28 protein-coding genes are annotated in these 25175 nt (G+C 36.5%); 5 read left to right on the forward strand and 23 right to left on the reverse strand.

Annotated features, from left to right (window positions below; genetic code table 11):
- Positions 1 to 16: 16 nt before the first annotated feature.
- From KQI49_RS04815 to KQI49_RS04845, 7 genes are all read right to left on the reverse strand, one after another.
- On the reverse strand, positions 17 to 415 hold the full coding sequence (locus tag KQI49_RS04815) for an NUDIX hydrolase (protein ID WP_216487223.1): 399 nt from the start codon (positions 413 to 415) through the stop codon (positions 17 to 19).
- 130 nt (positions 416 to 545) lie between these two features.
- Positions 546 to 1319, reverse strand: coding sequence for an alpha/beta hydrolase (locus KQI49_RS04820; protein ID WP_253286688.1), 774 nt, complete (start codon positions 1317 to 1319; stop codon positions 546 to 548).
- A 59-nt stretch (positions 1320 to 1378) separates the two neighbouring features.
- Positions 1379 to 2005 (reverse strand): class I SAM-dependent methyltransferase, encoded by a 627-nt coding sequence (locus KQI49_RS04825; RefSeq protein WP_216487225.1) that lies wholly within the window; start codon positions 2003 to 2005, stop codon positions 1379 to 1381.
- A 47-nt stretch (positions 2006 to 2052) separates the two neighbouring features.
- Positions 2053 to 2832, reverse strand: coding sequence for an alpha/beta fold hydrolase (locus KQI49_RS04830; RefSeq protein WP_216487226.1), 780 nt, complete (start codon positions 2830 to 2832; stop codon positions 2053 to 2055).
- A gap of 25 nt (positions 2833 to 2857) precedes the next feature.
- The gene (locus KQI49_RS04835) at positions 2858 to 3397 is read right to left on the reverse strand and encodes a GNAT family N-acetyltransferase (protein ID WP_216487227.1); all 540 of its coding nucleotides are present in this window, start codon (positions 3395 to 3397) and stop codon (positions 2858 to 2860) included.
- Positions 3398 to 3484: 87 nt separating this feature from the next.
- Positions 3485 to 3877 (reverse strand): nucleoside 2-deoxyribosyltransferase, encoded by a 393-nt coding sequence (locus KQI49_RS04840; protein ID WP_216487228.1) that lies wholly within the window; start codon positions 3875 to 3877, stop codon positions 3485 to 3487.
- 400 nt (positions 3878 to 4277) lie between these two features.
- Positions 4278 to 4961, reverse strand: a complete 684-nt coding sequence (locus KQI49_RS04845) for a TasA family protein (RefSeq protein ID WP_216487229.1) — start codon at positions 4959 to 4961, stop codon at positions 4278 to 4280.
- A 465-nt stretch (positions 4962 to 5426) separates the two neighbouring features.
- Here KQI49_RS04845 and KQI49_RS04850 point away from each other — a divergent pair, with 465 nt between their 5' ends.
- A complete protein-coding gene (locus tag KQI49_RS04850; RefSeq protein WP_216487230.1) occupies positions 5427 to 8903 on the forward strand; it encodes a S8 family serine peptidase in 3477 nt (1158 codons plus the stop codon).
- A 215-nt stretch (positions 8904 to 9118) separates the two neighbouring features.
- Here KQI49_RS04850 and KQI49_RS04855 read toward each other — a convergent pair whose 3' ends face one another.
- Complete coding sequence (locus KQI49_RS04855; protein ID WP_216487231.1) at positions 9119 to 9736, reverse strand: NUDIX hydrolase; 618 nt, start codon at positions 9734 to 9736, stop codon at positions 9119 to 9121.
- Positions 9737 to 9804: 68 nt separating this feature from the next.
- Positions 9805 to 10566 (reverse strand): amidohydrolase family protein, encoded by a 762-nt coding sequence (locus tag KQI49_RS04860; protein WP_216487232.1) that lies wholly within the window; start codon positions 10564 to 10566, stop codon positions 9805 to 9807.
- 228 nt (positions 10567 to 10794) lie between these two features.
- Between KQI49_RS04860 and KQI49_RS04865 the strand changes: the two genes are divergently transcribed.
- Together KQI49_RS04865 and KQI49_RS04870 are read left to right on the forward strand one after the other, a co-directional pair.
- On the forward strand, positions 10795 to 11826 hold the full coding sequence (locus KQI49_RS04865; protein WP_216487233.1) for an ABC transporter permease: 1032 nt from the start codon (positions 10795 to 10797) through the stop codon (positions 11824 to 11826).
- Between the two features lies 1 nt (position 11827).
- Positions 11828 to 12511: an ABC transporter ATP-binding protein gene (locus KQI49_RS04870; protein ID WP_216487234.1), complete on the forward strand. Its 684-nt coding sequence runs from the start codon at positions 11828 to 11830 to the stop codon at positions 12509 to 12511.
- Positions 12512 to 12933: 422 nt separating this feature from the next.
- Here KQI49_RS04870 and KQI49_RS04875 read toward each other — a convergent pair whose 3' ends face one another.
- Positions 12934 to 13467 carry a GrpB family protein gene (locus KQI49_RS04875; RefSeq protein WP_216487235.1) on the reverse strand — a complete coding sequence of 178 codons (534 nt, stop codon included), beginning with the start codon at positions 13465 to 13467 and terminating at the stop codon, positions 12934 to 12936.
- 69 nt (positions 13468 to 13536) lie between these two features.
- Between KQI49_RS04875 and KQI49_RS18510 the strand changes: the two genes are divergently transcribed.
- Positions 13537 to 13830 (forward strand): sigma factor-like helix-turn-helix DNA-binding protein, encoded by a 294-nt coding sequence (locus KQI49_RS18510; protein ID WP_253286673.1) that lies wholly within the window; start codon positions 13537 to 13539, stop codon positions 13828 to 13830.
- A gap of 74 nt (positions 13831 to 13904) precedes the next feature.
- On the opposite strand, the gene KQI49_RS04885 is transcribed toward KQI49_RS18510, so the two are convergent.
- From KQI49_RS04885 to KQI49_RS04925, 10 genes are all read right to left on the reverse strand, one after another.
- The gene (locus KQI49_RS04885) at positions 13905 to 14096 is read right to left on the reverse strand and encodes a hypothetical protein (RefSeq protein ID WP_216487236.1); all 192 of its coding nucleotides are present in this window, start codon (positions 14094 to 14096) and stop codon (positions 13905 to 13907) included.
- A gap of 24 nt (positions 14097 to 14120) precedes the next feature.
- Positions 14121 to 14381: a peptidoglycan-binding domain-containing protein gene (locus KQI49_RS04890; protein ID WP_216487237.1), complete on the reverse strand. Its 261-nt coding sequence runs from the start codon at positions 14379 to 14381 to the stop codon at positions 14121 to 14123.
- Between the two features lie 203 nt (positions 14382 to 14584).
- Complete coding sequence (locus KQI49_RS18880) at positions 14585 to 14668, reverse strand: putative holin-like toxin (RefSeq protein WP_371817522.1); 84 nt, start codon at positions 14666 to 14668, stop codon at positions 14585 to 14587.
- Between the two features lie 159 nt (positions 14669 to 14827).
- Positions 14828 to 15184 (reverse strand): cupin domain-containing protein, encoded by a 357-nt coding sequence (locus KQI49_RS04895; RefSeq protein ID WP_216487238.1) that lies wholly within the window; start codon positions 15182 to 15184, stop codon positions 14828 to 14830.
- A 20-nt stretch (positions 15185 to 15204) separates the two neighbouring features.
- A complete protein-coding gene (locus tag KQI49_RS04900; protein ID WP_216487239.1) occupies positions 15205 to 15963 on the reverse strand; it encodes a class I SAM-dependent methyltransferase in 759 nt (252 codons plus the stop codon).
- Between the two features lie 92 nt (positions 15964 to 16055).
- On the reverse strand, positions 16056 to 17066 hold the full coding sequence (locus KQI49_RS04905; protein WP_371817520.1) for a C45 family autoproteolytic acyltransferase/hydrolase: 1011 nt from the start codon (positions 17064 to 17066) through the stop codon (positions 16056 to 16058).
- Between the two features lie 17 nt (positions 17067 to 17083).
- Positions 17084 to 18334 carry an MFS transporter gene (locus KQI49_RS04910; RefSeq protein ID WP_216487240.1) on the reverse strand — a complete coding sequence of 417 codons (1251 nt, stop codon included), beginning with the start codon at positions 18332 to 18334 and terminating at the stop codon, positions 17084 to 17086.
- Positions 18335 to 18407: 73 nt separating this feature from the next.
- A complete protein-coding gene (locus KQI49_RS04915) occupies positions 18408 to 18920 on the reverse strand; it encodes an RDD family protein (RefSeq protein WP_216487241.1) in 513 nt (170 codons plus the stop codon).
- Positions 18921 to 19006: 86 nt separating this feature from the next.
- Positions 19007 to 19225, reverse strand: a complete 219-nt coding sequence (locus tag KQI49_RS04920; protein WP_216487242.1) for a DUF3923 family protein — start codon at positions 19223 to 19225, stop codon at positions 19007 to 19009.
- A gap of 131 nt (positions 19226 to 19356) precedes the next feature.
- Positions 19357 to 19695: a DnaJ family domain-containing protein gene (locus KQI49_RS04925; protein ID WP_216487243.1), complete on the reverse strand. Its 339-nt coding sequence runs from the start codon at positions 19693 to 19695 to the stop codon at positions 19357 to 19359.
- A 189-nt stretch (positions 19696 to 19884) separates the two neighbouring features.
- Between KQI49_RS04925 and KQI49_RS04930 the strand changes: the two genes are divergently transcribed.
- Positions 19885 to 21924, forward strand: coding sequence for a S9 family peptidase (locus KQI49_RS04930; RefSeq protein WP_216487244.1), 2040 nt, complete (start codon positions 19885 to 19887; stop codon positions 21922 to 21924).
- 70 nt (positions 21925 to 21994) lie between these two features.
- Here KQI49_RS04930 and KQI49_RS04935 read toward each other — a convergent pair whose 3' ends face one another.
- The 3 genes from KQI49_RS04935 to KQI49_RS04945 form a co-directional block, all read right to left on the reverse strand.
- Positions 21995 to 22945 (reverse strand): FAD:protein FMN transferase, encoded by a 951-nt coding sequence (locus KQI49_RS04935; RefSeq protein WP_216487245.1) that lies wholly within the window; start codon positions 22943 to 22945, stop codon positions 21995 to 21997.
- A 328-nt stretch (positions 22946 to 23273) separates the two neighbouring features.
- A complete protein-coding gene (locus KQI49_RS04940) occupies positions 23274 to 24461 on the reverse strand; it encodes an NAD(P)H-dependent oxidoreductase (protein ID WP_216487246.1) in 1188 nt (395 codons plus the stop codon).
- A gap of 19 nt (positions 24462 to 24480) precedes the next feature.
- Positions 24481 to 25089, reverse strand: coding sequence for an NADPH-dependent FMN reductase (locus KQI49_RS04945; RefSeq protein ID WP_216487247.1), 609 nt, complete (start codon positions 25087 to 25089; stop codon positions 24481 to 24483).
- Positions 25090 to 25175: the final 86 nt, after the last annotated feature.

Below are 25175 nucleotides of genomic sequence, written 5' to 3' on the forward strand. Positions count from 1 at the left end.
CTTTTGCGCCAATCCGTTACTTGAAATACATTTGTATCTTTGTAGCAACCTCTCTGGGTTTAACATCAACAGAAGATAAACTTTCAATATCGATCCACATTGGTATGTACAATCCACTATTTCTCTTGTCATCATATTCCTCCCCCTGACCTGTGCCAAATTCACCACCAATCATTTCAGACAGGAAGAAATACTGTGTACCGTTAAAATTTACTGTTGTAAAGCAATCATTCACCTTTATGTCTACACCTAATTCCTCTAAAACCTCTCTCTTTGTTGCTTCTTCTGGTGTTTCTCCGTCTTTAATTCCACCACCAGGAAACACATAATAAACAGAATCATCCCTAACCCTTTTAATCAGTGCAACATTATTATTTTCTATTAGTATAGCTGAGCCTCTATCACGTTTCTTCATACCCTTGCCCCTTTGCGGAAACATCTGAACTTAAATAACGTATCCTCTTTAACTAACACAACTAATCTCAACTTATTCACCAACATATCCCTATGCTTAGCCGAGAACTTTTCTTTTGTTCACATTTGCACTAGGTGATTATTGCAGTAATAACAGATTCCCAAGCCTCAGATTCCGGATCAATTAGTTTAAAATGTTCTATTTCTGGCAGCGTAATTAGCTGAACCCTGTCCCCCTTTTCCATAGCTTTGTGATAATAATCCTTGCTCAACTCTACTGGAACATGATGATCTAGCTCTCCGTGGATTAAAACCTGATTTAGGCCTAATGGTAACAGTTCTATTGGTGATGCCGTGTCGTAACGTTCAATTACTTCAGTGGGGGCGCCACCCATAAATGACGTAACAGGACTATCTATCCCCTGCTCTTCATGAATGTCCCGCATCTTTTTCAAATCTGTAACGCCTGCTAAGCTAATGACTTTTTTAATTGGAATAAGTAACCTTTTAAAAATAGCATATTTATCATTCCTTTGGTTTCTGGAAGCAAGCCAAAGCGCTAAATGTCCTCCTGCCGAATGACCAATAATAGTTACTTGAGAAGTGTCTAATTGATTATATTCATGTAGGTAAGCCAAATGATTAATCGCATCAATCACATCATTAAAGGTCCCCGGCCATCCGCCTCCATTTTCTCCTACTCTCCGATATTCTATATTCCACGTAGCGAAACCTCGACGAGTTAGGTCTTCAACCATTGGATTATTTTCTTCAAGATTATATTTCGATTGCCAAAATCCCCCATGGATAGTGACAATGACTGGGAACTTGCCAGATTCTTTTGGTATCCGTAATACACCAAACTGAGAAGGATGACTGCCGTATGAGATACGAAATTTTTCCATCAATCTAAAGACCCCTCTGTTATTTTTTCCGGACTTATGTTAAAAAAATATTCATCCGTTTATTTTGTAATAACTATAATACCGCCACAATGAGAAACCTTATGAAATTCACAATGACAGATATGTTCCAAAGCAAGCTTTATTTCCTCATAAACGAAATAAAACTCATCATGATCCCAATGATCAATATTATTATGTCTACAAGCATTAAGTTGCTCTCGTGTTTCAAAAGCCACGTCACCAATTAATATTTTCCCATCATCTTTAATTAAAGATAATAACTCTCGAATAAAGGGTACTTTTTCCTTGTCCGTAAGATGGTGTAACGCATAAGTACTTACTATAAAATCATATTGATTCCCTCTGATATCAGGATGTATCCCTTTTGAAATATCCCATTCCAATAGATTAGCTTTTGACATTTTAGCCTGGGCGATAGAAATCATTCTTGTTGAAAAATCTATACCGTCTATCTGGTGCCCAGCTTCATATAATTTTGTAGCTAGAATCCCTGTTCCAAATCCTATATCCAATACATTAGAATGAGCTTCTTCCATAATAGTTTTATATATCGTATTCAGAATTTCTTTGTATCCTGCAAAAGGATATTCATTATTTTCTTCACTTATTTGAACTGTTTTATCATAGTTGTCTGCCCATAAATTAAAGCCTTGTTGATCTAACAATTTAAATTCCTCCTACTTTTAAACTCTTGTCTCACGAACAATATCTTTTAACTTATTACTTTTGCATCTTCTGGCAAAGTACCTCCCTCCAACCAGCTCTCTACCAAATGGTTAAAAAACTCTGGACGTGCCAAAGATAGTCCGTGACCCACATTAGGGAGGATTATTCCTGTACAATTTGAATGACTTAGAGTAATATCTTCAGCTGACTTTTTCATCATTCCTTTTTCCTTCTCACCGACAGTAACCAATATTTTGGCCTTTGCTCTATTAAAACCCACAGGTATCTTAAACGACATATTTTCTTCTAAAATTCTAATCAATGAATCTGACTTCATTGCAGAGCTTTCTTCATAATATGAATTAAAATATTCCTTTCCAATGTAAAGTGTTTTTGCTTGGAGCTTTGAAAATAATTTATTTTTAACTAATGGATGTGATAGTTTGATAGAGGGACGGATTAACTTTAAAGTAAACGGGCTAGGTCTAACTAATGCACTATTGATGATTGCGTAATCAATTAAATTGGGTTTCATGCTTAACATTTGAATGATTACTTGCGCGCCTAAAGAAAACCCTACAACAATGATCTCCTTCCCGGCGGCAGTTTCTTCTATTATCTCAATGATGCGTTCTGCACTCGATTTAATTGAAAAGGGCTTTAACTCGTTGCTTTTCCCATGCTCAGGTAGATCTATTGTCAAACAGTGATAATGTGCAAAGTAGCGAATTTGCTTATCCCACATCCAACTACTCACACCGCCACCGTGCAAAAACACCACTAAGGAAGCGTTCTTATCTCCATGTTCTTGGTAATGTATCTCCATAAATCCCGCCTCGTTTTCATGATTCTTACACAATCTTTTTATATTCCATTAACCAGCAATCACGATACGTCCCTTCATGAAATTCATGCTTTGGAAGTAATCGAACCTTTTTAAATCCACATTTTTCGTAACATTTCAACGCTCTTTCATTCGTTATTTGGGGATCCATCACAACCCTATCCACTTTCTTTTCCTGAATTAAGTAGTTCACCATTACGCTAATCATTAAGGTTCCGATCCCCTTATTCCAATATTTAGTTTCCCCGATAAATTGATCCATGCCATAGGTTACTTTTCCTTCATTATAATCATCAATCACACTGGTTTTGTCATTTACAAGGTAAAATTGTATATAGCCGATATCCAAACCATCAAAATTGACAATACATCGATCGACACCATCTTCCTGGTTATAAAACTTCCTCGTCACTTTCGCTAAATTAAACGGAGAATCACGTCCTTCATAAAATTCAAGGACAGAAGGAATGGATAGCCATTTAACCAGTAAATGCTGATCTTTCTGTTGTAAATACCGGACACTTAAGTTATCTGTTTTAAAGAGCAAGAATATCAGCTTCTTTCCGCATAAGTGATAAATATCTATTATTTAAAATTTAGAACTTCCTACTCAAGATTAGTATCTGTTACCTCACTAAACTATCTCCTTTGTAACAACCTCAACTAATTCTTTAGTCGTTCCATTTAACTTCCTAACTTCAGGCAAGAAATAAAAAGTACTGGTTGTTTCAAAGTTATCCATTCCCGCACTTGATGAATGTAGATACACTTTCTTACCTCTTCCAAGAGCAATACCAAGTTCAATATGACTTCCTTTTCCTGCCGGTAACAATACTATAATGAAATCAGCTTCTATAACTGCATTTTTTTCGTATTGCCCTATTTCTTTTAATTCTTCATATGTTGAAGCCCTTTCATTGTTAGTCCAATCATAAGTTTGAATGAATCCTCTGCTCTTTAAGTGCTTACTAACGTTACGAACTATATGTTTATTCTTAAAACTTGATGCAATATAAAATTTTCTCATATTAGCTCACCATCTTACTTTTAAATTTATATATTTAATGTTACCATAATATCCTCCGTAGGTATTCAAATATTTTGACTATATGATAATTCACCGATAAACCAATAAAGAGGCTGGGACAAAACTAAGTATAAGTAATTAAAAGACGAACAATTTTAAGCGAGCGTTATTCGCTTCGGAAAAACACTTCGCTTTCCGCAGGCGCTGATGAGCCTCCTCGAGCTACGCTCTGCGGGGTCTCATCTAAGCTTTTCATCCTGCTGGAGTCTACGTATTTTTCCTACGCTGATTTTAAAAGTGTATATTAAAAGAAATATACTTTAATACGTTCGCTTTTACATTAACTAAAATACTTATGTCCCAACCACTTTATATTATTTCTATATTTTAATAATCTTGATTAATCGGATCCGTACTCAGCACCATCATCTGTTTGCTTGGCTTCTACTTTAAATTCGGCATCGTATTGAACCCCTTGATAATTATTTCCAGCCTCTTCAGTTAGTTTAACACCAAAGACGATCTCAATATACTCATCAGAATCCAACGTCCAGAACTCATCGCCATCACCTAAGGTTATTGTTTTGCTGGAATTATCATTACTTAACGCAGTTCCCTCTTCATCTATCAGCAAGCCCGTTACCACCTCAACGTCGGCTGAATCGACCGACATAGGGTTAATTGGATTGGTTGTCCCATCTAATAATTTCTCCAATTCATATTTTTGATCATCTAATACATCCTCATCAGGCTTTTCTTTATATTTAAGTGCAGTGTAGCCCACTTTGTATTTATCAATATTTACATCATTCTTATTAATTTCATGAGTATAAGTCGCCCTTAATATTTGATCTAAATCACCAGTATTATTAATAGTTTGCCATTCGCTATATAATAATTGAGATGGTGCAAATTGCTGATGATCGAATAATTGCTCCATTTCTCCTAATGAGAGGGAGCCATTTACAAGTGCCCCAGCTGCTGTGCTTTCAGCTGTAAACCAGGAATATGTACCGAGTCCTCCACCAATAATCAAAGCTCCTACTAATGCTGTTCCTAAAAAAGTCTTTTTTAACTTTTTCATTTAATTTTCCTCCCCATTTTTAATTTTTAAATAAATTTTGATATTATCCTTCTTTATAGTCATCTTCAGCTCCTCTCCGTTATTCATTGTTTAGTTCGTTAGTAATTAACCTGCACGTCTAACCTTTCTACTATATCTTTCCTGCTAGAACATCTGTAATAGATTCCTTAACAAATTTCTATTTTAAAGCACGATTAAACAAAACTTGCTTGCTCCCTATTATAATAATGTTTTGATGATTCGACTATTGGGGTTTTAATAGATAAAAATAATGAGTCATTGGTAGGGGATACCTAAACGTTTAAATAGTTTTAAACACAAAAATACATTTTATGATAACATTCGAGACTTATCTCACATGACTGAAGCACCTCTGAATTTGGGGTTATGAAATAATAGCAGGATAACCACTCCATCTTATCGAATTACCACCACTGTACTTTATTATAGAAAGGGTGGTAGATTATGAATTGGAAGAAATTGATTCCATTAAATGTATTAACAGTATTGATGTTGCTTTTATCTCCATTTTTATCATCATCCGCTTTTGGTGATGACAGTGGAAGTCTTAAGTTATCAGACACCACGATCCAACAAGGGGAAGAACTATTAATCAACGAAAGACAACAAGTAGCTGACGATTTAAAAGAAGAACTTGGCTATGGAGAAATCGATGGTGATCAATCAAAAGCGTATAAACCGAATGAGAAAGTAAGAGTTATTGTAGAAGTAGCCGATCCTAAAACACCTCAAAAGATCAGCAAAAAGGATCAAAAGCTACAAATGAAAAAAACTCAAGATCAAGTCATCCAAGAAATTGAAAAAACGAAGTCAAAGAGCGATTTGCGTCATCGTTTTTTTGAAGGTGTTAATGGTTTTAGTATGGAAACTGAATATAAAAACCTAAAACAAATTGAGACACAGAGTGACGTTGTCGATGTTCATATTGCCAAAACCTTTGAACATACGTTGAATTCGAGCAAAGACCTTGTTCAAGCGAAAGAAACGTGGGAAGAATATGGACTCAAAGGGGAAGGCTTGTTGGTAGCGGTTGTTGATTCGGGACTTGATTATACCCATCAAGATATGACTTTATCCGAAAATGGAAAAGTAAATGCTAAATGGACAGAATCTTCCATCCAACCTGTACTAGATGAGACAGAGGTAAATGACACATGGTACTCAGATAAGGTACCTTCAGGCTATGACTGGGCTGATATGAATGATGATGTCATACCAAAAGGTGATTCACATGGAATGCATGTCGCTGGAATTGTTGGAGCAAACGGTGACGAGGGAGACGGTGGTGTCATTGGTGTCGCTCCTGATGTGCAGTTATTGGCCGAAAAAGTGTTTTCGGATAACGATGGTAGCGCATATGAAGATGATATTATTGCAGGAATTGAGCATGCCGTGGAACTTAAAGCTGATGTAATCAATCTAAGTCTCGGTTCAGATGCTGGTTTTGTTGGTGAAGAAGACGACCCTATACAAAAGACAATTCGTCAAGCAACTGAAAAAGGCGCTTTAGTCGTTGCGGCAGCTGGAAATGCATATTACAGCACAAAAAATAGCTTGATGGAGACAGCGCAGAAGCCATATGCAAGCAATCCTGATATTGGTATCGTTGGTGCACCTGGAGTAAGTCCATACGCCTTATCGGTTGCCTCCTATGAAAATGACAAAATTCGCTATGGAACTTTAAATCTATCAAATGGTAATCAGCTTCCATACGCAGATCAAACTCATTTAAATTTTAAGCTTCATGAGACACTCGATGCAAACATATCCTATGATTTTGTCTATGGTGGGGAAGGAAAAGACTCGGATTTGAAAGATTTTGACGTGGATGGAAAAATAGTAATTATACATCCAGAAGAACCATATTCTAGCTTTAGCTATGCACAGTTTGCAGCAGAAAGAAAAGGAGCAGAAGCAATTATTATTGTTCCTCATGAATCCATGGAAGATTTCCCAACATTGAATCTAAGTGATTATTCTATCCCAGCTGCATCAACAAGTGAAAAAGTAGGAAAAGAAATCATCGAAGAACTTGAAAAAGGACAACAAATATCGTTTCAATTAGCTGATGGTAAATGGCTTGAGAACCCAGATAAAAATGACATGTCTGACTTCTCTTCTATTGGAGCACCACATACACTCGACTTTAAACCTGAAATTTCTGCACCTGGTGGAAATATTTATTCTACTTCTCTAGAGAATGATTATGAGCTGATGAGCGGAACGTCCATGGCATCTCCTAATGTTGCTGGTGGATCGGCACTCGTTCTCCAATCACTGTATGAAAAGGGATTAGATCAAACAGAAGACGCAGCTTTACAAGCAAAAATAGCTTTAATGAATACAAGCAAGATTATAAATCAACCAGGAACAACTATACCTTATTCACCAAGGAAACAAGGTGCAGGTCTAATGCAAATCAATGATGCCATTCAAACTCCAATTCTTGTAACAAACCAAGATGCTCCACTGGAGGAAGGTGGATCTGTAGCTTTAAAGGAAATAAAGGGTAATACAGCACAATTTTTATTAGATATAGAGGCACTTACCGACGAAAAAGTAGAGTATGATGTTTATGTTGATGTACTAACAGATGAAACAGAAACCATCGAATTCGATTTAAATGACGATGGAAAAATAGATGAATCCCGTGAGTATCTAACCCTTGATTCGAAAAGAGTAAAGGGAGCAACAACCATGGTGAACGGTAGCATAACTAGCCATGATAAAGGCACTAAGGTTCTAGTAACACCTGAAAATAATGTAAAACTATACGTCAACATCTTTTTACCAAACAACATGAAGAAAAACAGCTTTGTTGAAGGATATGTCCGTCTTGTACCGAAAGATCCAGAGCAAAGTCCTGAATTGACCATTCCGTATATGGGTTTTCATGGAAATTGGGATGCGCAACCTAATATCGATCCCTCACCATGGGAAGAGGACCGCTTTTTAGGTTTTACCGTTTTATGGGATGATATGACAGATCTCCCACTAGGTTACGATTTAGAAACAGGAGAATTCGATCTAGATAAAATTGCTATATCAACGCTTTCTGCTGCACCAGGTGTCTATTCCACCTTTACAGCGTTAAGGAATCTTGAAAAAACAGAAATGTATATTGAAGACAAAAATGATAAAAAGCTTTTAGAACTCGGTGATTTTAGTGAAGATACAGGTACTCCATGGAAGTTTTCAAAAAACATCCTGCCATTTGGAGATAATTTCTATGGGGGCTACCTATGGGAAGTTGCAGACGATGAAGGTAACTTTGTACCCGATGAAGATTATCAATATGTCATCAAGTCTACATTGGATTACGAAGGAGCACAACCACAGACTCTTAAAATGCCCATTAAGGTAGACTCAGTTGCGCCATCTATAAGTGACATTCAAGTAAAACCAAAGGATGGAAAGTACGAAATAAGCTTCAAGGCAGAGGATAATAAAAACGGAAGTGGTTATTATGGCGCCTTACTCTATATTGACGGGGAATATACACCGCTCGATCCAGGAAAACGGTCTGTTATGGTTGAGAATGAGCCCCATAGCGTGATTGTTATGGCACAAGATTATGCCTATAACACAAGCTTTGAAGTTTGGGGAGATCCTTCATATGTCGATGATTCCATGCTTGTATCCTGGTTTACCGCCTACGGAACAGAAGCAGTAAACGAAGATAACCCACTTGAAATTGTTGGCTATGCAAACAATCGACTGAAATGGACAGTAGTCATTGAAGATAGCGAGGGGAACCAAATCGATAGTTTCGTTGAGGATAGACAACATTCATTACGATCAACCTGGACCCCTAAATCGAATGTAGAAGATGGTCAATACAAAGTTTATGCAATCGCCGAAAATACAGAAGGGTTTAAAGTAACAACCGAGAAAATACGATTTGAAATTATTGATAACTAAAAGTAAAGATCTTCAATAAGCAGTCAGGTATTAAAACATCTGACTGCTTTTTTCATGATATAACGACGAGTGATTACCATATTTGACCATTCTTGTACGAAAATATATTTTAACCTTTTCTAAAACCATGAACAGTATTTTGCGTAGCATATACTTTTCTATTTCCATTCATTTTAAAAGTTCCTGTCATTCATTTAAAACAAATCAGCTTTCATTTAATCAAAATAAACAGGTTTCTCAGGATGATGCAAATATTCAAATGCCAGTTTAATTTGTGACTCTGTATTTCTCCCGATGGACAATGGAGGCAAATCATCTTCCGCAAAAAATTCCACGGCATTTGTTTCAATCCCAGTCTGAGCCTCTCCACCAACTATTTCACATAAGATAAATATTTTATAAACATGATATGGAGAAGGCGGGTGTGGATGACACTTCTTGTCAAGCACGCCTAACAATTTGACTGCTTTCACGTCAAACCCAGACTCTTCCTTGACTTCATTCACTGCCACCTCACTTGGCGTGAGCCCGATATCACCCCAACCACCAGGAAGTGACCAAACACCACCTGCTTTTTCTTTAACCATTAATATCTTTTCATCTTTAAACACTACAGCTCTGACATCCACTTTGGGTGTGGCATACCCTGTCTCATTTGCAAATAAATTTCTTATCTTTTCTTGAGGCACGTCCGTTTGTTGTGACATCATGTCAACACTTAACTCCCGAATTAGTTCGAATCTTTCTAGGTCATAATCATCTTTTGAATAGGTTAATCCTGCTTGTGCAATGGATTGTAACTGTTTTGCCCAGTCCAGCCATTTAGAATCCATCTTTCATCACCGTCCGTTCATATGATTTTTTAACTATCCAAATTCATCCCAGTTCAATAAGCATGACATTACTTTAAGTACCACGCCTGTGCATTTTTATAAAGTACTTTTTCAGCTTGTTTATCATCAAGGGCGTTCCTAATTATATCTATATCAGACAATTCAAAAGGTCTTTTCGCCCTAGTAGACGGTAAGTCCGTTCCAAACATAAGCGCATCTGGATTAATAGAACAAATCTTTTTTATTGCTTCAGATGGATCAAAATCGATTCTACCAAAGCCTGTCGCTTTCACTTTAACACCCCTATCTACTAATGATAGGAGATGTGTAAAGCCATCCTTTGACAAGCCAAGATGGTCGACTGAAACGGCAGGTAGCTTTTCTACAATTGGTGCAATTTCTGGCAATTTGGTAGAGTCGATATATAATTCGGTATGCCAATGAGCCAATTCATATACTCTTCTTGCAAAATAGTCTAAACGTGAAATATCTTCAGAACCCCCACGATTTACATTAAAACGAAGAGCACGAACACCCAACTTATTCAATCTCAATATTTCTTCATCAGATGTATCAAACGGTAACTGTGTAACGCCTACAAATTCTTTTCCCAATTTCTCAATAGAATCAATTAAATATGTTTGATCATAGCCTTGGAAAGAGCCTGACACAATCGCTCCCCCAACAACATTTAAACTTTTAACACGCTCTAAATAATCTTCATAAGAAAAATAATCTTCATAAGAAAAATAATCTGGGAGATATCCTTGGTTTGCGATTAACGGGAATGTTTCATCAATAATATGTAAGTGTGCATCGAAGATTTTCATTTAATCCATCCTTTTTTAAATCTATGTTTTTTTCGCACTCCTTTAAGAACTTTAACCCACGTCCTAAAATAATGACTTATTGCTTCAATTATGACACAAAAACCAAACAACTCAAATAAGACTCTTTAGCCCTTATAAACCTGTTCACACTGCGTTAACACTACGTTCATAATGAATTCATTTATACGCGGTATACTGATGAGGTCAAATAAATAGGAGGTTACAACTATGAAGATGGCGTGGAAAGAAATTATTAAAAATAAATCACGGTTTATCATATTAGGATCAATTGTGTTTCTCGTTAGTTTTTTAACATTGATTATTTCAGGTTTATCCAATGGTTTATCACAGGATAACGCCGCTTTAATCAAAGATATGCCTGAGGGCACTTTTTATATGAATGAGGATGCAGATGAAACGTATAATCTATCAAAAATAGATCAAGACACTGAAGACAAGCTCATCAAAGATCATGATGACGCTACGGCTTTATCAATTCAAATGGGATTTGTGGATGATGCAAACGACAAACAACTTGGTGTCGCTTTTGTCACAGCTACAAACCCAGGTCTCTTCCCTGAGGTAGCCGATGGAGAAATTTTATTGGACGAGTCTTTAAAAGATAAAGGTGTTGAAGTCGGTGATAAGTTAACAAACAATCAACTTAGCAAAGACTTTACAGTGAAAGGTTTTGTCGAGCAACAGAAGTTCAGTCACTCACCGGTTGCTTTTATTAACCCGACTAATTATCAGGAAATGTACCGTGTAGAGGACATGCAGATGGTCTTTGTCCCTGGCAAAGATGAGTCGGCAGTTAACGGACTCCAGGCTTTTTCCAACAAAGACTTTCTAAATACCATCCCAAGCTACAGTGCGGAACAACTTTCATTAAATATGATTGTCTGGTTCCTAGTTGTTATTAGTGGTATGCTATTTGGTATTTTCTTTTACATGATGAATGTCCAAAAAATTGGTCTTTACGGTATTTTAAAAGCTATCGGTGTAAAAACGAGCAAATTGTTCCAAATGATGTGGACACAAATGGTTGTCATCACAGCAGTCGCTCTTGCATTATCTGTGGGTTTGAGCCAATTATTTGCAGCCGTTGCTCCTGAAGGAATGCCGTTTCATTTACCGTTAGCAACCACAGGACAATTAGCAGTTGTGTTTGTCATCATTGGTTTCATCGGTGCAACTCTATCCGGCATTCAAATTAAAAAAATACAGCCTCTACAAGCGATTCAACAAGGAGAGATGTAATATGAATTTATTTAAAATCGATAATCTCACTAAAAGCTTTCAAAACGGTGAAGTCGAAGAACAAGTATTAAGAGGAATTGATTTAACATTAAATGAAGGTGAAGTCACAGCATTAGTTGGTGCATCGGGATCAGGGAAAAGTACGTTATTGACCATCGCTGCAGGTCTACAACCAGCCTCAAATGGAGAAGTTGTTTTCAAAGGAAAAAACCTTACAACAATGAAACAAGATCAAGTGAGAAAAATCCGCGCCGAACAGTTCGGCTTTATCTTTCAAGCATCACATCTTGTTCCCTTCTTAAATGTTGAGGAGCAGCTCATGTTAATGCTTGACGTGGCCGGTTCAAAAATGAAAAAACAGGAGAAAAAGCAAGAAGTTGAACGTATTTTAAAACTTGTTGGTATGGATCACAGAAAAGATGCCTATCCGTCTTCTTTATCAGGCGGTGAGAAACAGCGTATCGCTATCTCTCGTGCAATCATTCATAAACCAACCATCGTTTTTGCGGATGAGCCAACAGCTAGTCTCGATTCAAAAAGGTCAATCGAAGTCATGCAACTCATTCAAGACTTAACAAGATCATTAAATATTACAACATTACTTGTAACACACGAAGAAGAAATGCTTCAATATGTAGATAAGATTATCACTATGAAGGACGGTCTTATTCAAAAAGGTGCGTAACTAGTAAGCCAGGCAATCAACTTATCGGTTGTCTGGTTTTTTCTTATTCTATTTGACTGTTTGGCAGTTGGACAAAAGACGAATTGTTCTGTTGTATACTAAAATATACTTTTAAAAAGCCGTGCCACTAAACGTGGTACGTATATCACTGCATCAAGACCCAAGTCCAATATCGCATCCAATGTATTATATTTGGTTCGATTGTTCTTTTTATTACCCATAGTTCTACCTCTTTTCAATCCCTCTTTGTCTTATTATACGGAAAAGAAATGATTAAGTTTCATTACCATCGTTCAAATCATCTACCCAATTATCCTTCCTCCGATAAAAAGTCTAGTGCTTGTTGTGTTGAGTTTTCCCTTAAATTTAGCTAAATTCATTGCATCCTCCATAATCCATTACTTAATTTGACGCTGGATCGTTTATTTTTCAAATCTTTTATTATAAATTCCTCTGACGAATGCTTCCTTATAATCTGTGTATTCCTTTATTCCACCCTTTTCATTCTCAATAAAGTTCTTTTTTAATTCTATGTACTTTCGACGCTCTGATTCATTGTCATTTAAATAATCCCTAAAAAAGATTAAATCATTCCATAGCGCTTCTCTATAGTTCACAAGATGGATATAATGCGTTTTTTCTTCGTATGTTTTATCAGTGAACCTTGCAAAAACAATGTCGTTAGGTTTTTCCACTCGTAGCCTTAAGAAACCTATCTCATTAAGAGCGCTGATAAGTGAGCTATCAATTTTAGTGATATCGTTAACACCGACTACAATATCTATGATTGGCTTGGCGTCCATATTTTTTATCGATGTACTGCCAATATGCTCAATTCGTTCTTTGTTAATATCTGTGTAACTCTGAATATCTTTTTTCACCTTAAGAAATTCATTATGCCACTGGTCAGTATAAGGAACTAGTTTGACTTCATTTCGCTTTAATCCTAATCTCATCTAATCACACCCCTTATGTTTTTTTACAGATTAACCAGCCAGTCCCCAATAAATATTGTGAAAGATTTTGTGTTTCGTAACAAGAAATCTAGAGAACCTCTTATTGAAAGTCAAGTATTGTATAACGAACAATACAGTAAGCTTTATAAAGAAGTTTTATCCTTAAAAAGATCTTATCGACAAGTGATTACTTTACGAAAAATGGAAGAGCTATCTGTTAAGGAAACAGCCGCTATACTAAATTGTATTGATTGGTATAATAACTATAATTACTCCATTTTTAAATATATTTTAAATATGATCAACGATTATCAGCAAGCGGAGGACTTAACGCAAGAAACGTTTATTAAGGTCTATAATTAATATAGATTATTTTGAAATTGATAAATCAATTTAATGTTTTTCTTCTTCCAACTAATAAAACAGGATGACGTTGGCTAGCGCCAACTATCATCCTGTAGTAATAATTTATTCAAACTCAATCGATGAAGAGCACTTACCCCAACGTTTTGTTTTTTTACCTCGTTACCTTTCGATTCTTCAGTTTCACTTGCTAAAGCATTTACCCCAAATAACAATCCTGTTCCTAGCACAATAGCTGATATTGATGCTACAACTTTCTTTTTCATTAAAGAGTCCCCTTTCATTATTAATTAACTGATAGACGTTTGAACAACATAAAAGTTACACTTTAACTCATTTAATATTTCCAAAGTGTGAATTCTTGTAGAAAACCCCTTTGAAGCGTATTTATCAAAAGTTCCCCATGTGGTTGAACCAACAATTCCATCCGCAGTGATACTCTCTAGGTTCTGAAAATGTCTAAGCCCAGTCGCTGTTCCCGAACCGAAAGATCCGTCTACAGAACCAGTTGCGAATATAGATTTTATTAATATAAACTGTCTCATGATCATATTTAAAAATATAACATGTGATTTTTAGTTTGAATTGTATGAAGAATGAGGTATAATATAAATAGAAATGCATAATATATAAAAGACCGCCCATGCTCTAACATGAACGGTCTAACGTGTAACAGCCCTTCAAAGGGACGGCTCACATTGAATAGTTTTAAAAGTAACTACCCTAAATGCTTGCTAAGGCTTAGATAGGGTGGTTATTTTTTGTCTGTAAATGACAGTATGGCTACAATGAGACTCCCAAAAGAAAGCATGAGAATCAAACTTTGAAAAACCGTCATTTATATCACCCCCTTTCTTAAAAAGGGGTGAGCCACCACTATGAAAGCCTTGTTACACTAATCATAGTATAGCACATTAAGGTATGTAGCTCATTTTAAAAATTAGACTTTTCCATTAATCCAATAACAATACATTACCAACTAAGATTTCACTACGTACTATAGTATCTTACTCATAAATTCCGACGGGTCTAACTCCACGCCTTCAATTACGATAGCAGTCAATCCTTTATCTGATTTTGTTTCATGCCACTCATCTTTTTCCCAAAATACAGCTTCACCGGGGTGGATTTTAAAATACTCTCCTTTTTCTCGCCGCACACACCCTTCTCCATCTACAACAAGCAATAATTGTGGTGTCTCTGCTTGGTGGTAGCCAACATTGCCATGTTCTTCTAAATGCACGCAACCTATATTGGTAGGCTGATTTGTTTGAATAAGACGAGACATAATAAAGTTTGAATTAAATTTAGAGACGTTCGTACCAACTTCCTTTGAAAACTTATAAAACTCCATAGAGCTCCTCCAGATACTTTTTATTTTTTCACAACTGCTTCAAATGTGATTGTCTGCTCTGGATGAGTCGGATATTGTCCATACTTATAATCTGCTGAGATCACAATATCTTCAAATCCAACCTGTTCAAGGATTGTTTTAAATTCTTCAACACCATACCACCGAAGCGGGAATTGTTCCAACTCAGTCTGAATTAGTTCACCACCCCGCCATTTTTCATACCGATGATGAGAAACGGTGTGTTGATTAATATGGTCGACCTCGACAATTTTAGTCTCTAAGGTAATCATCTCATCATCCTTAGGTTGCCATGTTCGTGTCGAGACATTATTGGTCGATAAGTCAGTCTGTAGAAACGTATCAATGATAAGCCTTCCCCCATTAGTAAGATGATCGCGAAAGTTATGCAATGCTTTAATGGACTCTTCTCTGCTATGTAAAAGTAGAAATGATCCAGTTGGTACAATAATCGCTTCATATTTTTCATCTAAAGAAAAGGACTCCATTTTTCCTTCAAATATATTTGGCTGTAACCCTCTTTGATCACAGTTAGTCTGACAAATATCTAACATCTCAGTTGATACATCGAATCCATCCACATCCAATCCTCTTTCTAATAATGGAATGAGTATCCTGCCCGTGCCGACACCTGGTTCAAGAATTTTACCCTGACAATCGGCTAATCTCTCACTATAAAATTCCACATCTCCAAATGAAAGACCAATATATTTATCTATATCATAGACTTCTGATGATAGTTTACTGTAATAACTTAGCATATGTTAATCTCCCTATTATTTTATTTAATCTTTAAAATTTGATTTAGAATCCTCTTTCATTAAATTATCTTCTTTTTATTTCTGTTCATCTATTAAGCCTTCCAATATAGTTCTATTGACGTTTTCCCATCAATCCATTTTTGAAAATTAATATCTAAAGTCATCTTACCACGAGCGACAGCAGTTAAAATTCTGGTATCCTGATAAGAATATGAAAAAGTATGCAGCGTTCCAAAAAGGTCATCATAATCCGTGAAGAAAAGGGGTGAACCCACACTATTAAATTCCTCAAACATTTCCGTGTGTCTATAATGTTTCTCGCTTAACTCTGACAAATAGTTAGAACGTTTAACCGAATGAGTGATGGACGGTCTATTTTTATCTTTAATCGTATCATCTTGGAAATGATTAACACACGATAGTACAGACAATCCACGCCTAACAACGACTTGATCAGGACTCGCTTCAACGACAGCTATATCTCTTTTTTTATCTCCAAGAGAAAAATTATAACAAGCGGCATGAGGTATTTCTTTGAGCATAGCAATCGCCTCTTCAGTCGTCGAGCAACTATCCAACATCATTCTTACTGCCATCCAGGCCGACACACCTTTGGTAAAACCCTGATTACTAACAAAGTGTAATCCCGCTACAAGCCCTTCTTGATTCACACCATCATGTCTTCCTAGTAACTGAAGATTATAACCTGCCGTAGCAAATCGCGAATCCGGTTGAACTAAAGAAAACAAACCGTCATATAAATCAGGGGAAAAGTCATAATTCCTAACATAATAATCCCTCGTCATGATGGCCGAGCATCCTAAAGCTTCCGTTCTAGGCAAATCATAACCACCGAACAATGCGGCTGTCCTGTTTAACGGCATCTCTAACCCTTGAGATAGTCCCTCTAATTCTTCAAGTAAATAAGGAGCAAAAGTTGAATAGATGAACTCCATGTTTTTATAGTCGATTTCCGGTTTTGTTATTGATTCAAAAGTCTTGATAAGTGAGCTGTTTTTAATAAGTTTTCCCATTTTAACCCCAATATTAAAAGAACTCTCTCTCATTTGAACAATATTTACGATAAAATTTGACACGCGCATTCTCCCCCCCTTAGCCATTAATAAGTTTTACCAGACAACGCATTATGATTGCTTCTGTCTTCCTCATAATATAGCTTTCTATCAAATTTCAAAACTGAAAAGGAAAATATAAACGCAGAACCTAACATGACTATTGCCAAGGTAACAATGGTGATCCGCAATGAAATAAAATCAGCTATAAACCCAATAACTAAAATAAATACGACTTGTACTGCACTTTGAATTAATTGATAAATACTCGTCACCCTACCCATGACGTCAACGGGAACATTATTTTGATAGAAAGTGGTCATTCCAGCATTCAAAAATACAAGGAAAAATCCCAAAATGATAAATCCGACAACAATTGAAGCAAAAGACCATGAAAAGGCATAAATCACATACCCCGTTGCCGCCATCATTATACCAATGATAATCATGTATCTAAGTGAAAAATAATTCGAAAACAAGGATAGTAGAATGGCACCCATCACAGACCCAATCCCAGTAATACTAATCAGCAAACTATATTCCATTTCCGAGAGCCCAATCACTTGTTGAGTGAACACGACTTCTTGAGCATCCATAGCAAATGAAAAAATCATAACGATGATAAAACCGAGATAGATAAATGACACATATTTATTATTCATCATGAACTTCTGGACAACCGTAAAATCCCGTACAACTTGAGATATGGTTAAAGGTGGAATTGATTCTTTATCAATCTGTTCCTTTTCAGGAAGTAGGGTTAATAATATGGCTGACACTAAAAAGAATAGCGCATTAATCAATAATGTCATCTGAACTGATGTTAATAAGATGAGCGACCCGCCAATGGACGGTCCGATAATAAAGGCACCTGAACTAGCAAATGACCGTAAGGAATTAAATCGCTTTCTTTTTTCTTTCAGGACAAGCATAGTCGCATAAGTCATCGATGAAGGATTAAAAAAAGCTTTAGCGATACTTAAAACAACGAGAATACCGTAAATGACGATCATATTAGGAGCAAGTGGAATAAGGCAGATGAACAATGCTCTAATGATATACGTCGTAATCATAACTTTTCTCTTGCTTCTATAATCAATAAAACTTCCCGTCCAAAACTTAGTTACGATATTTGTTAAAGGACTTACAATCCAAAGACCAGCAACAGCGACCGCCGAACCTGTCAATTGGTAGACAATAATATTAACCGCAACCAGATAAATAAAGTCACCGACACTCGACATTCCGATTGAAAATAATAATATGATAGGATTTTTCCAATCTTTTAGATTCTGCATCCATAAGCTCCTATCCTATGTAGTGATAATTCAATGACTTACCCAGATATTTTTCCGATAACATATCCCAATTTCATTGAACTACTCCCGTACCAGCCATCCAATCATAAACGTTTTTCCTTTTTTTATTTGTGAGGGGAATGACTAGATACATTAATATGGCAAGATTAACAGCATTTAAAATTACATAAACGGTAACTTCAGAAAGATCAGATGGGAGCACTATTCGCCATATCGCAAAATGCGCGATTTCCCAAGGAAGAAATTTGACAGCTGTTCGAAAAGCAGAACGACCGACTCCTATACGCCTCCCCAAATCATCAACAACTCGGATTCGCATCTTTCTCTTTCCAAGTGTCCCTTGCCATTTAGAACATTCACATATAATAAAGTAAAGTGAAACTGGCAATGTCATCATTAAAAAACCTGTCAGTTCAGCCGTTAGTGGGGAACTTGAAAATAAGGTTTTTAAATATGGTTGAAATACAAATGAGATAGTACCTACAACAAACACACCGTATACAACAATAACAAGATAATCTAATAGGAAAGCATAAATACGGACTCTAAATGCTGCATAGGACATAGTATTGCCCCCTGACCAATACTTTTCAATTATGCCTTTTCTTAAATATCATTGTACTCTCAATCGCGTCTGATGGTTTAATTTACTCAATCCTTTTTCAAATTAATAATTAACCAGGCAATTTGGATAATTAGCGGGATTACAAATGCGACCAATAAGACAATGAATGCCACTAATTTAAGTTCAGGTGTTTGAGTAACACCTGCACCGTCCACCTCTCTTGTCCAAACAACAAACGTTCCTGCTCCAAAAAGGACAACCCAAAGCATGTTAGCAAGCCACCAAAAAATCCATCTTTGTTTCACATTACCACTCCCATCTCATAATACTAGTCTAAATAAGCTTTATTCTCATTGTTAATTATTAATTTTGAATCTGTTTGCAATAACAATATTTTCTGTTCCAATTCTTCGTCTAAGCAAGGTCATTACACACCCTACCAAATATTTTTTGCCTTTTCTAAATTATCCAAGCCGACAGGAGACTTTTGCATTGGTGGAGGACACATAGTATTATATTTCTTTATCTTTTGATTAATGGTTTCTATATCACTTTCGGTTTCTGCTAAATGAACCAATGAGGAAATTTCTTTTTGTAGTTTTAACCATGGTGGCAAAAATCCCGCCTCTTTTGCCTTTTCTTGAAAATTTTGGAGGATGTTTCTTTCCATGTAGTTTTTATTAAGTGGTTTCCCTTTTCCTTTACCTGTATAGTTATCCTTCTCACCTGAGTTTTCCAGAATGTCACCAATCAAGTCATTATATTTTCTATCCATTTCATCGCTCCTTCAGGGACAAGGGGACAGGCACTGCGTCCCAGTAAAACTGGGACAGTGCACCTGTCCCTACGTCCCATTTTCAAAAAATAGGTACTTATCAATAAGTTGATTTCATTGTACACTAGTAATGACACTGAAGCTAGAGTTATTTGAATATTTGTAACTAAACGGAAATGAGGGGTAAAGATGAAACCACCTATAGCAAAATGTATCCAATACCAACACACGTTACACGGTGATGTGCGTGAAGATGATTTTTATTGGTTAAAGGACAAGAACAATCCAGAAGTCATTCATTATTTAGAAGAAGAAAACAAATATTACGAAACAGTCATGAAACCGCTTGAAGCACTAACGAATGAATTGTATAAGCGTATGATTGATCGTGTTCCAATCTCGGAAGAAAATGTACCTGTTAAGCACGGTCCCTATTATTACTACACTCGATATGAAAAAGAAATGCAATACCCTATCCATGCACGAAAACGAGCAGAAAAACGGACTCAACTCCCAAACACAACTGAAGAAATCATTCTTGATTTAAATGAGTTAGCTGTTGAAGATGAATATTTAAGTGTAGCTGCCTTGCGCCTAAGCTCGAACCATAAGCGTCTTGCCTATCTAGAAAATAGAGACGGAACAGATCGTTATACATTATTAATCAAAGACTTGAATTCAGGATTGCTTTTACGTGACACGATTTCTGATGTGTATATTTATGGAAGTATGGAATGGAGTCATTGTGGAAATTACATCTTTTATATAACAGTTGACGAGAATGAACGCCCGTTTCAATTATGGAGACATCAGTTAGGAACAGATACAAAGAATGATGAATTAATTTATGAAGAAACAGACGAAACATTTACTTTATTTATCCAAAAGTCACAAAGTGAAAAGTATATCTTTATTCAATCTGTTTCAACGACGACTAGTGAAGTTCGCATGTTAAGCACAGAAACACCTTTATCTACACCACAAGTCATTGATGAACGAAGAGATGGCATTTTATACTACAGTGAACATTGGGGAGACGAATTACTTATCTTAACAAATGAAAATGCACTTAATTTCAAGCTTCTTTCTTGTCCGATTGATCAAATCCATGAGAGAAAATATGTTGTCCCTTATGATGAGGAACGGTACCTTAATGGTGTATATCCATTTCACGACTGTCTCCTCATCACTGGAAGAAAAGACGGATTAACACAAATATGGATACTGCAAAACGGAGAATTAGAACAACTTACCTGGGAGGAACCCGTTTATACAGTGTCTGTTTTATCAAATCAATCATACAAAGCAGAAGAAGTACTCATTCATTATGAGTCTTCTCTTACCCCAGAGACGACCTATGCTTTAGACATCACGTCATCCACCATGACACGTTTACAAGTTGCTCCTGTCAGTGGAGAGTATAATTCATCCAACTATCGACAGGAACAACTCTGGGCGACAGCAGAAGATGGAGTTAAGGTGCCTCTCACAGTTCTGTATAGAAAAGACGCTCTTGATAAGGGGCCTGCACCATTAATATTATCTGGATACGGTTCATATGGAGCAAATAATGATCCCTATTTCAGTCCGTACATCTTACCTATCCTAGATAAGGGCGTCGTCCTAGTAACTGCTCAAGTTCGAGGTGGCTCTGAAATGGGAAGACATTGGTATGAAGATGGGAAAATGCATAACAAAAGACATACATTTACCGATTTCATAGCCATTGCTAACCATTTAATCGACATAGGCTACACAGCACCACACAAATTAGCTGCACAAGGTGGAAGTGCCGGTGGACTATTAATCGGGGCAGTCGCGAATATGGCTGGGGACTTATTTGAAGTCATGGTACCTGAAGTGCCTTTCGTAGACATTGTAACGACAATGTTAGATACTTCCTTACCATTAACAACGTTGGAATGGAATGAATGGGGCAATCCGAATAATAAGGAAGAGTACTTTTACATGAAATCTTATAGTCCATACGATAACGTGGAGGCTAAAGAGTATCCGCACTTATACGTGACGACCGGATTAAATGATCCCCGGGTCGGATATCAGGAACCCGCCAAATGGGTCGCACGTTTACGCAGTCTGAAAACAGACAATCACGACATTGTACTTAAAACAAATATGGGAGCTGGTCACTTCGGTAGCTCAGGCCGGTTCAATGCCTTGAAAGAAGCAGCTGAACGTTACGCATTTGTTCTTGATAAAATCTGTTGAATGGGACAAGGGGACAGGCACTGTGTCCCAGTAAAACTGGGACAGTGCACCTGTCCCTATGTCCCCTACCTCAATAAAAATTTGTTTCAATTAAATATGGTTGAAGTGACTTCGAATAATAAAGGTCACCATTTTTGGTTACCACAATACCCGAAATACCTTGATCTTGTAATTGATCTAAAGTATTCATTATTTGTTGTGTGGATTGGCCAAATAAGCGCCCAGTCCATATTTCACCGTCGACTGATTTTTTTGAGACGATGGTTAAACTAGCAATGTTAGTTTCAATCGGATACCCTGTATGTCGATCTAAAATATGATGGTATGTTTTATTATTAAATGTAAACTTCCTTTCATAAATGCCTGACGTAACGATGGATTGATTGAAAGCCTTTAAAATAGCAATATAATTGCCACGTGAAAGAAAAGGATGTTCAATCCCAATTCTCCAATATCCGTCGTCATGTTTTGGTGCGAAACCATATGTCATCACATTCCCGCCTAAATTAACTAAACCTGCTGTAACTTTCAATGTTTTAAAATCGTCAATAATTAAATCAGCAATAAACCCTTTTGCTAGAGCACCTAAATCTATAAACATACCTGTATGTTTTAAAAAAACAGATTGCGTCTCATCATCAAGAATAATATCATTGGGCTGAGTCTTATTAAGTAATGTTTGTATCTTTTTTTCTGATGGTACCTTAGCATCGTCAAATCCAATATGCCACGCTTGTACAAGTGGACCGATTGTAATATTTAGTGAACTATCTTTAGGGATGCTGTGTTTTTTACCTATTTTTATTAATTTATACAGACTTGGATTAACTTTTACAGGCCTAATGCCTGCATTTTTGTTAACTTGCATTAATTCTGATTGAGGGTCATGGGCGCTAAATCGTTTCTCATATTCTTCCAACTTCATAACCATTTCATTGAGAATTAAATTTGCATGGGGATGCTGAACTAGAAGTTGAATGACAGTTCCCATCATGTGTACTTCGCGATTTTCTACTGACATTATTATCACCCATTCACCTTATAAAAGTTTAATATATTTGGATTAAAAAAACAAAAGCGCGGACGTTCGTCTAGCAACGTACTGAGGCGAAGGAAGTCTCGCTAGTTGCTGGGCGCCCCCAACTGGACGATTAAAAGCTGAAGCTCCTGGTCAGCTCCGACAAACTTAAGCAGAAAACCGCAGAGGCGTTCTTTGCCACGTAGGTTTAATGCTTAAGACCTCAGACGAGCTAGGCGCTGAAGCTGGACGTGCCAATTTCAGTATAAAATTATCAAATGAAAAAAGAAGCCAAGAACATGGCTTCCTTTTTCATTTTTGGGTAAACAATTTAACCTTGTGTCGTTGCTCCTGAGCCAGCATCAACATTATCAGTCGCCCCTGACCCAGCATCTACGTTACCACCCGTTAATTCTTGTCCAGTTTGTTTTAAATACCAATCAATAATTGGCTGAATATCTTGTACATATTCATTAATTCCAAGATAGTTTCCATCTTCATCTCGAATTGCTTGATAGTTATGGACGACGAATTTATCAGGACCATGTGTTGGTACTCTCACGGTTACCCTATCTTGCTTGCCAGTACGTAGTTGCTGAATGACCCAAGCAACACCTGTATAAGTTCTTTCCGGGTGACAGTTTGCAAGTGGACTACCCACTTGATTAGGTGACCGAGAAGCTAGCATATCCTCAGCTTCATACATGCGATTATAATATAAAAATTGATTATTACTGTCAGCATAAGTTAATTCCATCGGCATTGATTTTAAGAAGTGGTTTAATTGATTGACTGTTAGTACACCCCGATCTAATTTAACGTAGGCATCTCCTTCTACAGCACCCACTTTTTCTGCTGCTTGTTCTACCCAATCATCTGCAGACATATCAACATCTTTAATTGTTGTATCAATCGCACCAGTAGCATATAAGTCTTCACTATCAGACATATCCTCGAGATCTTTAGATGATTCTGTACGGTTTATCACATTCACAAAACGCACAAATTTTTTGACATTACTCTCTAAAAATTCGACTGTTTTAGAATCCTTAATGTTTTCTTTTTCATCAAACGCTTTATGCACTTCACCTAACAAGAACTCATTACCCGGCATCACCGTTGCATTAACACCAGGGGCATCTAGTACTTGTCTTAAATGTAACTGTGCTCGTGAAGAACCTTGAACATCATAAGATGCACCTACAATCGTAACTGGCTTTCCGTCAAAAGGATGAATTCTAAATGATAGCCACTCAATCACACTTTGAAGTGCAGCTGGTATAGAGTGATTATATTCAGGTGTCGCAATAATAACACCATCTGCACTTGTAATTTTTTTATTTAAGTATTGAATAGGTTCACTATTTGTTTGATCATTTGATTGATTAAACATAGGTATGTCATTTATATCTAACACTTCAATATCAATAGTTTTTTTAAAATGTCTAGCCATAAAATTTAATAATACCCTGTTATATGAATCTTCAGTATTCGTTCCGACAATTCCAACAAACTTCATATTATGACCTCCTATTTAATCACTTATCTCTCCATGAAAAATAATTTATATCTTTATTACGGGAATATGTACTACCAACTAATTGATTCGTAATATCTACAAATTGTACAAATTCATCCATTATTTCATTAAGCTCGTTTATTTTATTTTCATCCTTTAAGTTGCCATTCTCGTCAAAAGCTTGTAGTGAATGACCTAATAAAAATTCGGAGCTAGGCATAATTCGTGCTTTGACTTCAGGTGAATCTAGTATTTGTCGTAAATGTATTTGTGCACGTGATGACCCTAATGTCCCGTACGAAGCACCTGTTATCATAACCGGTTTATCCACAAACGGTCTTGTTGTAAAGGTAAACCACTCGAAGGCACATTTTAAGATTGCTGGTATAGAGTGGTTATATTCTGGGGTGCTTATAATCACCCCATCCGCTTCAACAATTTTATTTGCGATTCTTTGTACTTCTTCAGGTGCTTTCTGATCTTTTGGTTTATTAAAAATAGGTAAATCCTTTATTTCACAGATTTCAATCGCTACTTTTTCCTTAAAATGTTTTTGTATAAACTTTAATAACATCCGATTAGTGGAATTATCTGAATTTGTCCCTACAATACCTATAAAACGTTTCATAATGCTACTCCTCTCCCCTTCCAATAATTACAAGATTGTGAACTACCTTTAGAATAACATATTAAATTAAAGGTGGTAAGAAGATT

The organism is Virgibacillus sp. MSJ-26, assembly GCF_018918075.1.
Taxonomy (GTDB): Bacteria; Bacillota; Bacilli; order Bacillales; family Amphibacillaceae; genus MSJ-26.